Origin of the sequence: uncultured Helicobacter sp., assembly GCF_937906905.1 — a bacterium.
Classification (GTDB): Bacteria; Campylobacterota; Campylobacteria; order Campylobacterales; family Helicobacteraceae; genus Helicobacter_B.
On record NZ_CALERY010000026.1, the window covers coordinates 1 to 11264 of the forward strand.

Sequence of the window (11264 nt, forward strand, 5' to 3'; positions counted from 1 at the left end):
GCAAAGCAGGACTTAGCTACAAAGACTTAAACCTCACAGCAAATCTTGGTGTGAGATATGTGTTTTAGGGGTTAGCGCCCATAAAGGGATTATTGCAAAGCCTCTCTCTTAGATTCTAGTGCGAAATACCGCTCTACACTAGATTCTAGCTCATTTTCTACATTTGCAAGCTCCTCTGCTAGTGCTACCACTCCGTGTTGCGCGATACTCTCTTCATTGCCCAGTGCGCGCTCTAGCTCGGCTTTTCGCTGCTCGAGGTGCTCAATATGCTCTGGGAGCATATCTAGCTCGCGCTGCTCTTTGTAGCTTAGCTTCTGGGGCTTTTTGGATTCTGTGTTAGCGGGCTTAGGTGCGCTGGGCTGCTGGGACTCCATAGCAGAATCCATTATAGATTCTGCTATGGTGGTGTGCAGCTGGGATTCTAGCTTGTCATACTCGCCTAGCTCCTCCATATATGCTAGATACTCGCTAAAGCTCTGCAGGCTTTCTTCTGTGCTTGGTGTTTTTTTGTCGATTGGTTTGTGCAGGATTAGGAGCTTTTGGGCGAGCTTATCGACAAAATAGCGATCGTGGCTCACGAGCAGCAGCGCGCCGGGAAATGAGAGCAAATACTCTTCAAGGATATTGATTGTAGCGATATCTAAATCGTTTGTAGGCTCATCAAGGATTAGGCAGTCGTATTGCTTGGTAAATAGCAGGGCAAGGCTCACGCGCGTTCTCTCCCCGCCACTTAATGCGCCAATCTTTTGTGTGAGCATGTCTTTTGGGAAGAGAAAGCTTTTGAGATAGCCATAGACATGCATACTGCGCCCGCGAACCTCGATATGATCGCCACCATTTGGGCAAAATATTTCAATAAGGCTTTTGCTCTCATCAAGCTCGATTCTATGCTGGGCAAAATATCCAATCCTAAGCTCACCACGCTTGATGACTCCGCTTCTAGGCGACACTTCACCAAGAAATGCTTTCAGTAGGCTAGATTTCCCAGAACCATTGCGCCCGATGATAGCAATCCTATCACGCTGGAGTATGCGCAAATCACACTGCGTGATGAGAAGTTTTTCTCCCATGCTAAGCGAGAGATTCTCGCACTCGATAATCATTTTTTGTGCGTTTTGACTCTGGGTGCGGTTGTGGTGCTTGCTCTCGCGTTCAAGCTCTAGGCGCATGGTGCGAATGATACTTGGGTTGCTTTTGGCTTTGGCGCGCAGGAGTTCTACGCGCTCTTTTCGCAGCACATTGCGTTTCCTGCGTGCCTGCACGCCTTTATGCAGCCACTCTTCCTCGGCTTTTAGGAGCTTTAGGAGCTTTTCGTGCTCCTTGGCGAGATTGGAGAGGGCGGCGGATTTTTGTGCGAGATAGTTTGTGTAGCCACCGCGATATTCGATGATTTTGCCAGAATCTACTTCAAGGATTCTCTGCGCGCAGTTATCGATGAAATAGCGATCATGGCTTATGAAAAGCACGCTGGATTGGATCGCGGCGAGCTTGCGTTCCAAAAATGCCACAACTTCGACATCAAGGTGGTTTGTAGGCTCATCAAGGATATAGAGATCTGCTGGCTGCATGAGGATAGTCGCTAGCGCTAGGCGCTTTCGCTCGCCTCCACTTAGGCTGCCCACGGGTCTGTCTTGGAGATCAAGCAGCCAGAAATTTTCTAGCAGCTCTTGTGTGCGCTGGGCGATATCCCAGCCATCGATACTATCAAGCCGCGAGCTTAGTGCGCCTAGCTCATCAAGCAAGGCAGAGTCTCCAAGCGCACTAGATTCTGTCTTGCTTGAGCCAGAATCTAGCAAGGTGTGGATTTGCGCGATACGCGCATGGATTGCCTGGAGCTCTCTAAGCGAGTCTTGACAGACTTGGCGCACGCTCAAATCCGCGCGAAATTGTGGGTCTTGTGGGAGAATCTGGAGCTCCAAATCAGGCTTTTTGCTAAATTTTCCCTCATCGAGCTCAAGCTCTTGGGCTAGGAGCTTGAGTAGTGTGCTTTTGCCAGCGCCGTTTTTGCCGATGATTGCGAGTTTCTCGCCAGAATCTATAGCCAGGCTTACGGAGTCTAGGATTTTGCGCGCGCCAAAACTTTTGCTGGCTTGAAAAAGCGAGAGTAGCATTATTCGATCGCGCTTGTGGAATCTATGCTACTGCGTAGAAGATCTTGGGATTTTTGTAATGCTTCTTGCTGCTGTTTTAGGAGCTTTTCTTGGCTGGATTCTGGGGTGCTAGAGAGGGTGGGAGAGAGCGCGGACTGGGCGTTTGCTGAAGCACTAGGCACGACACCTGCTGGCATTTTGACAAACATATCTTCGAAATTTTTCCCACCGCGTTTGTAGCGGATATAGACATCACCGCTTTGGGTGTTGTAGAGATAGGTGTCTTTGCCATCGCTAAACATCTGCCAAGAGGCAAAAAGACTGCTTGCAAGCACGCAAGGCGCGATTAGTGCGACTAATTTCATAACAAAATCCTTGCTCATAAATTTGAAAATTACATGATTTGTGCAAAGGGTGAAATCACAATATGGGCGTAATTGTAGCAGATTTGGATTCTAGTATTTGCTGGGTGGGTCAGGGAGAGTATGAGCTATACAGCATACCCTAGATTCTGCTAGCACAGAATCTAGCGTAGAATCCAGGGTGTTTGCCCTAGCATGTGCCCCAAACTCTAGCGCGAGATCTTGGCTTCAAGCACAGGAGGTGTGAGAATCCACAGCCAGCGCAGATCGATAGGGGTGTTTTCTGCGCTGAAGCAAGGCTGGATTTTGAGATTTTGGGCGAGCTTTTTGCCACTAGATTCTACTGCGAGGCAGCCATCTGCCGCGATTGACTGGATTTGGAGTGCGCCACTTGAAGTAGGCAGGAGCGAGAAAAGCGTGCGATCATCGCCGTAGCGCACCGAGTCGCATTCCCCTAGTGAAAACCAAAATCCATTGCTCATAAGGCATTTTTCTCCATCTCGCACATGGCGGAATTGCACCGCGCCAAAGGGGAATTTCCGTCCAAGATAGCCAGGCAGGAGCACCTCGATCATGCTCCAGTTTGTTTCGTTATTTTTGCTATTGGCATAGAGAAGCTCGCCTGTGCTCATCGTGCGGATTGATACCATAAGCCCATCGACTGGCGGGCGTTTTTTAGCGTGCATAGAGCTCACGCACACAAGCGCAAGTGCCACAATCATAAATGGATAAAACATCATTCTCATACGCTGCCCCTACTTGCTAAAAATTAGCGGAATATAATTGGAATCAAACTGCAAACGCACATTTGTATAGCCTAGATAGGCTTTGATAGGCGGGATCTCGTAGGGGGTTTCTGCAGAATTTCCCCCGATAGCATAATCCAATGCGCCCCCATTTTTACTATTTATCTTCCTAGTGGCTATGGCTGGAGCGATGAGTGCGACATGTTCTTGGAGCTTTGGAGGTAGCTGGGCTTGTAGGGCTTGGGGGGAGATATTAAAACTCCCAGTGATAAGCCAGTCAAGATTCTGGGCTTGTGGGTGCGCGGCGAAAAACTCATGTGTATTTAGGATATTTGGCAAGACATCAGCACCTTTAGCATGTTTAGAATCCATCGTAACAATCGCACTAGAATCCACCAATACTCCAAGCATAGGCGAGCCAGACTTTTTCCCACCAGGCTTGATGATAAACACCTCATTGGCTCGGCGTTTGCTGATAATAGCGAGGTTGATATTTCTCATTGATGTATCCATACGCACAAAATAGATAAACACCCGATCCTGCCCTCTGCCCTGGTCCCATTGGTATTCTTGGATAGGGATTGTGGCAGCATAGGGCAGGGTGAAAGTGTTTAGGAATTTGACATTTGTGGGTAGCGCGCCGACTTCTTGTAGTGCCAGGATATCTACACCATTGCTGCCATTAAGTAGTGCGCGGATTGTGTTGTTCCATTTTTCTTCGATTGGCATTTGGAGATCGTCTAGGTTCCATGAGCCTACTTTGTATGCGCGCACATCTGCACTTGCTTGCCCAGCGAGCAGCCAGAATAGCAGTGGGAGAAACAAAAATCTGCATAGGCGAAATACTACTGATGTCATGGGCTAGCTCCTTTATGGCTGGGTGATTGGGGTTGGCTTGAGAAACGGAGGGACAAGGAACCACTGCTGCTCGGTATTGGCTACTTGCAGACATTTGCCAAGTGTTATGGGGGTGTTGGTCTTGGTGTGCATGCCTGTTTGTAAGCAAGATTGTGTGCTAGCACTTTGCAGGGCGATTGCACCATTATCCATAGGCAGTATGCGGAAAAACTGATTGGGATTATTTACATCGCAGGGGTAGTGGATTACTCCGTGTCCATAGACATTGAGACAAGTGCGCGTGAGCTTATTGACAAAGCGCACAAATCCGTCGCTGATTGGCTGCACTATCCAGTTGAATCCATCGCCGAAATTTGGATTTAATGCAGCAGAATGCGCCCAGACCCAGCTCGCAGGCGCACTAGACCAAACGCTAATCACCCCGCCACCTTGATTAAAAATCGCGACAAAATCCCTTGCATCACTTACAAGCGGGGCAAGTGGCTTGCCAGAAGGGTTTATGAGTGCAGGGATAGCCTGCTTGGCAGCGGGCTTGGGATTAAAGCCAATCCCCAGGGGATCATCGATGTTATCAGGGATAGAGTTTGCCACGCTTGCGCCGAGCGGATTTTGTGTGCGTTTAGCACAGCTTGAGAGAGAAAGAGATAGTAGTGCCACTAGCGCCACGCCCAAAAGAGCATATACCTTGCTTGTTTGTAGTAAGCCAATCACCCACACTCCTTTTGATAAAGAAATTTGTATAGAATCTTAAAGGGTTCCCAAAATGAAGCAAAAAGCATGCCCGCCATTATAGCGCGGATTCTTGTGGGCTTACCAAAATATCTGTGAGTCATCGAAGTTTTGGATATGATTTTGCCTGCGCATAATTTGTTGAGCAGAATCTTGCTTGGTTAATTTACCAAGACTTTACAATGGGATAAAGCAGTTTTTACACGCAGTTTTTATAATGCCAGCTATCACTTATCCACACCACTAAGGCACATCATGGCAGAATCCAAGCCCCATGTCAAAGCGCTAAAACTCAACAAACCTCTAAAATCCCCTAAAAAAACGCGCGTAAAAATCAATACGCAGTTTCATCTCGCCCAGCGCAATTACAAGCGTATCATCAAGCGTATCCGCACCTCTATGGATTCTGTGGATTCTGGCGTTTTGGAAGTGGATTTTGCCCATGGCGCAGAATCTAACCAGAATCTGTGGGAGCGCTTGCAGTCGTGGTGGAAGTCATGGCGCACACGCGTTAGCAAAGGCGCTCTAAATGCACTTATGACTATCCTGGAGCTACCTGTAAGGAGTGCGGCGCGCACGGCATTCTTGGAAGCTAGCATGGCGACACTTTTTGCATTATGCGCGTTTTTGTGTGTTGTGGCGGTGCTTGCGATTTGTTTCTTTCTCTTTGGGAAGTCGATTCCTACGATTTGGCAAATTGGCGTGGGGGATTTTCTGCTAGGGCAGCAGTGGGCGCCTACGAGCGAGATTTTTGGAATTTTTCCTATGATTATTGGGAGTTTGCTTGTGAGTGTGCTTGCGGTGGTGCTTGGTGCTGGGGTAGGGGTGCTAAGTGCGGTGTATCTGGCATGTTTTGCAAATGCTACAATGCGTAGGGTTCTAACGCCTTGCGTGGAGCTGCTTGCGGGGATTCCATCAATTGTATATGGGTTTTTTGGGCTTATCGTCATTGTGAGTTTCATTGATTTTTTCACACAGACTGGGGGTGTGGGGCTACTAAGTGCAAGTATCTTGCTGGCGATTATGATTTTACCCACGATTATTCTCATCTCTAAAACTAGCCTAGAATCTGTGCCTAAATCTTACTATGAGGGCGCAATCGCGCTTGGAGCTACGCATGAGCGTGCAGTGTTTTTTATCGTGTTGCGAGCTGCCAAAAGTGGGATTCTAGCGAGTATTGTGCTTGGCATGGGGAGGGCGATTGGCGAGGCAATGGCAGTTATCATCGTCGCGGGTAACCAGCCAATCATTCCAGAATCTATAACCGATGGCGTGCGCACTCTTACGACAAATATCGTTATGGAGCTAGGCTATGCAGAAGGCTTGCACCGCGATGTGCTAATCGCCTGTGGTGTGGTGCTATTTGCCTTTATCTTGCTACTAAATTTAAGCTTCCGTGCATTTTCAAGGCGCGTGTCTTTTTAGGAGTTTGGACGCGTTTGTCTTGCGCACCTAAGCGTGCGCCATGCCTCTGTTAAACTTCAGCAACCCTTGGAAGCATGCTAAATCCAGCCATGAGCTAAAACAGGGCGAAAAATGGATCGTGGAAACCCAGAATCCAGCAAGGAAAATCGTAGTGGAGCTACCTGCAATCAGTGGTGATTGGGGTGATTTACCGAGCTTGCCTATCGCAAAATCTCCTTATAGCTCCTTATAGTAGAGTATATACTTTAGATACAGCTCCTGGACAAATCGGTGTGTAGGGATATTGATATTGTGCAAGAAAAGCGCTTGACGAGAGGTGAGATGACGATCTGGGAAGAAAAGGGATTTTATGAAAAGCTTGATATTTGTTAGCAGCGAATTTTGCTTGCTTGGGAGGAGAAATGCCCACTCGTAGTAGCGCATGTATTGCGGATAGAAGTGCGTGATGATTTCTAAGATTTTCTCACGATAGAGCTTCTCATCGCGCAGTGGCGCGCTAAGGCTTTCCATGGAGTGATAGAGTGCGCTAGGATTGATGTGCTCAACCACATCATCTGCTTGCTGAGAAAATAGCAGCTCATAGCCTTTGATTTTCTGCTTTTCAAATGTAATAGCCACGGCTAGACCTTGGGATTCTAGTGGGTCAGTAGAGGGCTGTGCCAATGAGAAGAAAAAATTCCCCAAGCTATAAAAAATCCTAGCTTCCCTAGAATCTATTGTGCGATACTCCTCGTAGCCTTGAATGACATGGGGGTGATGCGCGATAATGCAATCCGCGCCCATATCGCAAAATGCCTTATAAAGCTCGCGGAATTGCGGAAGCGGATAGAGTGAGTTTTCTAGTCCTGCGTGGATTACACAGATAAGCACATCGACTTGTTGCTTGATGTGCGAAATAGCCTGCATAAATTCATGCCCAAAGCAATCCCGATAGCCATAGCTTCCACCTAGAAATGCACTCATGGAATCCAGCATGCCAAACTGGGATTCTGCGGCATTGAGAATAGCGATTTTTGTGTCATTGATGGTGTAGTAGAGAGCTTGTGGATCAGGATAGCGCGCGCAAGTAGCGCCAATGCAAACTGCTCCAGAATCTAAAATCTTCTCTATGCTCCGCTCTAATCCTAGCTCGCCATAATCCCCGATATGATTATTTGCTAGCATAAACCCACTAAACCCAGCGCGCACTAGATCATCAATGCTCTCTTCTCTATTGTGCAGCGATGGACCAGCTTTAAGCGTTTGGCATGCGAGGTTTGCACTAGATTCTGCAAGGTGCTGATTATTATGCTCTAAGCTTCCCCCCCCCCCCCCCCCCGATTGGCATAAGGCTTGGTGCATGCGGGAGAAGTGGCGCTTCAAGATTGCAAAAGCTAATATATTGGCGCAGTTTCTTCTGCCATGCCTCTGTGCAGGTAAAGCGCTTCTCCATAGCCACCACATCTCCGCAGAATAATAGCCCGCGCGCAGCATTGTGTGGCTTGGCTTGAGTGTCGCTTAGGGTTTTTGACTTTTCTTGTTTGTATTGTTGCATGATTGTCCTTTGTCTGGATATAGAGAATCTACTTAAGCTCGGTGAGCAGGAGAGTGGCGGTGAGCTTGCTAGGCTTTGTGTCAGGGCTAGCAGGATCTTGCAAAGACGCGCGAAGATTCCAAGTGTAATCTTTAGTATTTTGTTTAGATTTGTGTTTGGAGCTGCGCACATCAAGCATGATCGGGATCGCTTTATCTGCATCTTTGAAACTAGCTTCTCCCATGAGCGCAATGTGGCGTGGGAGCTTGAATACACGCGGCTGCGCAGCTAGCTTTATGATGTTGGCTGCAGCGATATGGATTGCGTCATGCTCTTTGGCTGTGGGCTCATCGCTTTGGCATTCTAGCTCCAGGGCGATATAATATATCCCCAAAAATCCCAGCCTTTGATTGATAACAGCTTCGCCGCTGCAACGATTTAGCACAATGTGCTTGCCATCTGCATGCCTGAGTGTGAGCTGGGATTTGCTCGCTATGGCATAAAACTGCCTATCCTGGCTAGAATCTGGGGTTTGGTCTGGCTGTGTGGAATCCAGATTCTGGTTTGTGGGTGCAGAGTTTTGCACTGGAGTGGGGGTGGAGTGTAGAGGGCTTATCAGTAAAACACCTGCTAGAAGCAAGGATACAGGAGGCATGGCGCTAGATATTAAAGCGGCTTTCATCATCATAGCCCTCCTCGATTGTATTGTTGAAGTGCAAGATTTTGCAGCTATTTTCTATCACTGCGATGAGCTTGGCAAGCACATTTAGATCGCGCCCATAGCCATAGATCCCGCAGCCTTTGAGTAAGACGAAGTTTGTATTGTGTGTCTTAAGATAGCGCACAATATCTGTATCCGCTCGTTCATAGAGTGTCTCATACTCCTTGGAGTCTAGAATCTCATTTGTGCTGCCTAGCACTTTTACCCCCAGGTAGTCGATTGGCTTTAGCACAGCGTGCTTGAGAGAGTAGGAGGTGGCATAGGGCGCGTGGGAATACACCACATAGCGAGCCTCGAGAAAATTACGATAGATGTTTGCATGGATAAAGCTATCTAAACTTGCTTCTTGCCAGCGGTAGTCCTCTTTGTCATGGAGGGTGATAAAAGAGTCTGTATCCATTTTGTCTAGCAAGGCATTTTTGCGATTGATAAGGAAGCTATTGGCATTGAGTCGCGCAGAAATTGATCCATAGAATATCCCTAGTAGCCCGCTTTTGCATAGCGAGTTTGCCATATCGGCTAGATGGGTTATCGTAGGGGTGCTAATGTCTTTGGTGTGGATATTCATGAAAATCCTTAAGGGAGTGTCGCGAGATTCTGGAGTGCTTAGTGCCTGGGGAAGACTTGCGCACGCTTTTTGGCAGCGGTGTTTGGGAATGCCTCGTCAAATATCATATCCTCGCTTGTGTGTGGAAATGTATAAATCACGCTCCCATCTTGAGCAAAAAGCGTGCCTTGCACCATTTTGTCTTCTATATATTTGTGTTCAAATTCCAGCTTGCCATTGGGGAAAAATTTCTTTTGTATCGTGATTTCCCTATCCCCTCGCGTGGTGATCTCGCTATCGAGCATGCCATTTCGGTAGGATTGGGTGATGCTTGTGATATTTGACTCCTGACTTTTGGTAAGCAGCACTTCTTTTGGTGCATAGAGCCAGGTTGTCTTGCTCACAGAATCTGGAGTGATTATGTAAAGGATTTTGGACTCTAGCTGCGAGTCTGGTGCGTAGAAGCTCCCACTAGCTTGCGTGGGCGTAATGGTGCAGTCGCTTGCAAGTGTGCCATTTTTATAGAATGTGCGGACATGGGTTTTGCCAGAATCTTTTGAGATTTCCATGGCGCTTTGGTTATTGTCATAGAGCCAAAGCTCCTTTCCTTTAGATTCTGGTGTGCTGGTTTGCTTGGTGATGCGCAGGCTTTGGTCTCCTTTTTGCGCGTTTGGCTTCATGGAGAAATACGACTCACCAGTGCCATTAAAGATTTCATAGGGAGAGACAAGCACGCCAAGCTCGTAATGGGACTTATGCATAGGGGTTTGCTGGGGATAGTTATAGACGATTTCCTCGCCATGGAGGAGATTGTTTTTGTATTCTCGCGAGATTTTTATGATTTCATTTTCGCCATAGGTCTGGGTAACTCCTTGGAGCATGCCTTGATCGTAGTATTGGCGAAATACGACTTGATTGTCCGTATAGCCAGTGGATTCTCCTTGTTTTTTTCCGGCGCGATATTGAGTGTAGGATTTGCTACTCTGGTTTGCTATGCCCTTAATCTCTGCTTGCACCAGACCATGGAGAATATCATCGCGGTATTCTTTGAAGCTTATGGGCGTGTCGTTGTGATAGATTGTGCTTCTGCCATGTTTTTTCCCAGCTCTATATGCACTCTCTGTGCGGCTAGTAGGGGAGAGATAGGTGATGACTATGCCATCGACAAGCCCGTTTTTGTAGGGGATTTCACGCGCGATTTGTCCGTTTTGATAGGCTTTGCTAACACCTTCTAGCACGCCATTTTTGAAGCTTAGCTTCGCACGCAAGACTTTAGCGCTATCATAAACATCTATGATAGTAAATCCCGCTTCATTGGTGGTTTTTTCTAGCGTGATGTTTTGCTGGCTGTCTTTGAGAGCATGGGCAGAAAGGATATCTTGGGGTTTAATCTGCAGGGGCAGAGGAGTGTAGATTGGGTCATTAGATTCCACAGATTCTACTTCGAGCGTTGGGTCTTGAGTATGGTTGGTGTCGAGATTTTGACTAGATTCTGCGCTAGATTCTGGTGTGGGTTCTGGTATGAAGCTCTGCGTATTAGAATCTAGTGTGTTTGCAGGAATGTCTGTTATGGTTGATGTGTTTATGGGGTCTGCTCTTTTGGAGATGGCGTTAGATTCTCTATGCTCTGGGTGGCTAGAATCTAGGCTTTTGAATCTCTGGCTTGGTTGGTTTGACTTGGTCGCTGTGTTTGCTAGAGTCTGTGGCTTTTGAGCGGGGTTGGATTTTGGGGTGTGGGTTTGCTTGTTTGTGGGGGATTTGAGGGCATGGTGTTTGGGTTTAGTTGGGCTGGATTCTATGTGTTTGGGTGTAGTATGGGTGGAGTTTTGTGCTTGAGGCTTATTTGGGCTTTTGGTTGTTTTATGCGGTTTGCCGCTGCTTGGCGCGTGCGTCTGCGCGCAACCTTGCATGGAGAGAATAGCTATAATCAATGCTAGAATCACCAAAAGACCAAGTGCTTGGGACATGCGCTCTTTGCTTCGCATGTGGCACAATAATGCTCTAGAATCCATAAAACCCCCGATCTGCCATTTCCTAGCCCATCGCCTTGTAGGGCGGCTCGCTGGTGGCTGTAAGAAAATTTGTCGCAATGCTTTTGCTTTAAGGAGCGTGCTAATGTGCGCTGGATTATAGCAGATTTCTATGTTATGAGAATTCCCATGAAAGTTTCATTGGAAAAATCCTTATTGTAATGTCATTGTTTAGGTATCGTCTCAACCTTTCAGCAACCTTTAAGCTATAAATTACTACTATTCCGCTTCCCAAATTTTCAT

General features: G+C 47.4%; 12 protein-coding genes. 2 read left to right on the forward strand and 10 right to left on the reverse strand.

The window, feature by feature from the left end; genetic code table 11:
• Positions 1–89 precede the first annotated feature (89 nt).
• From abc-f to Q0171_RS06635, 5 genes are all read right to left on the reverse strand, one after another.
• A complete protein-coding gene (gene abc-f / locus Q0171_RS06615; protein ID WP_299328049.1) occupies positions 90–2111 on the reverse strand; it encodes a ribosomal protection-like ABC-F family protein in 2022 nt (673 codons plus the stop codon).
• On the reverse strand, positions 2111–2455 hold the full coding sequence (locus Q0171_RS06620) for a hypothetical protein (protein ID WP_299328051.1): 345 nt from the start codon (positions 2453–2455) through the stop codon (positions 2111–2113). Before Q0171_RS06620 ends, abc-f begins: the two co-directional genes overlap by 1 nt.
• Before the next feature lie 206 nt (positions 2456–2661).
• A complete protein-coding gene (locus Q0171_RS06625; protein WP_299328053.1) occupies positions 2662–3198 on the reverse strand; it encodes a hypothetical protein in 537 nt (178 codons plus the stop codon).
• A gap of 9 nt (positions 3199–3207) precedes the next feature.
• The gene (locus Q0171_RS06630) at positions 3208–4056 is read right to left on the reverse strand and encodes a cytolethal distending toxin subunit B family protein (protein WP_299328055.1); all 849 of its coding nucleotides are present in this window, start codon (positions 4054–4056) and stop codon (positions 3208–3210) included.
• Between the two features lie 12 nt (positions 4057–4068).
• Positions 4069–4767 (reverse strand): RICIN domain-containing protein, encoded by a 699-nt coding sequence (locus Q0171_RS06635; RefSeq protein ID WP_299328057.1) that lies wholly within the window; start codon positions 4765–4767, stop codon positions 4069–4071.
• A 273-nt stretch (positions 4768–5040) separates the two neighbouring features.
• On the opposite strand from Q0171_RS06635, the gene pstC reads away from it, so the two are divergent.
• Both pstC and Q0171_RS06645 read left to right on the forward strand, forming a co-directional pair.
• On the forward strand, positions 5041–6210 hold the full coding sequence (gene pstC / locus Q0171_RS06640) for a phosphate ABC transporter permease subunit PstC (RefSeq protein WP_299328059.1): 1170 nt from the start codon (positions 5041–5043) through the stop codon (positions 6208–6210).
• Between the two features lie 40 nt (positions 6211–6250).
• Positions 6251–6442 carry a hypothetical protein gene (locus Q0171_RS06645; RefSeq protein WP_299328061.1) on the forward strand — a complete coding sequence of 64 codons (192 nt, stop codon included), beginning with the start codon at positions 6251–6253 and terminating at the stop codon, positions 6440–6442.
• Here the strand turns inward: Q0171_RS06645 and Q0171_RS06650 are convergent.
• Genes Q0171_RS06650 through Q0171_RS06670 form a run of 5 tightly spaced genes read right to left on the reverse strand, consistent with a single transcriptional unit; the run spans position 6427 to position 10958 of the window.
• Complete coding sequence (locus Q0171_RS06650) at positions 6427–7551, reverse strand: CapA family protein (protein WP_299328063.1); 1125 nt, start codon at positions 7549–7551, stop codon at positions 6427–6429. The two genes, Q0171_RS06645 and Q0171_RS06650, sit on opposite strands and share 16 nt — an antisense overlap.
• The gene (locus tag Q0171_RS06655; RefSeq protein WP_299328065.1) at positions 7496–7744 is read right to left on the reverse strand and encodes a hypothetical protein; all 249 of its coding nucleotides are present in this window, start codon (positions 7742–7744) and stop codon (positions 7496–7498) included. The genes Q0171_RS06650 and Q0171_RS06655 overlap by 56 nt, the downstream gene beginning before the upstream one ends.
• A gap of 28 nt (positions 7745–7772) precedes the next feature.
• A complete protein-coding gene (locus Q0171_RS06660) occupies positions 7773–8411 on the reverse strand; it encodes a hypothetical protein (protein ID WP_299328067.1) in 639 nt (212 codons plus the stop codon).
• Complete coding sequence (locus tag Q0171_RS06665; RefSeq protein WP_299328069.1) at positions 8383–9012, reverse strand: class II aldolase/adducin family protein; 630 nt, start codon at positions 9010–9012, stop codon at positions 8383–8385. The genes Q0171_RS06660 and Q0171_RS06665 overlap by 29 nt, the downstream gene beginning before the upstream one ends.
• Positions 9013–9050: 38 nt before the next feature.
• Positions 9051–10958, reverse strand: a complete 1908-nt coding sequence (locus tag Q0171_RS06670; protein ID WP_299328071.1) for a hypothetical protein — start codon at positions 10956–10958, stop codon at positions 9051–9053.
• Positions 10959–11264 lie beyond the last annotated feature (306 nt).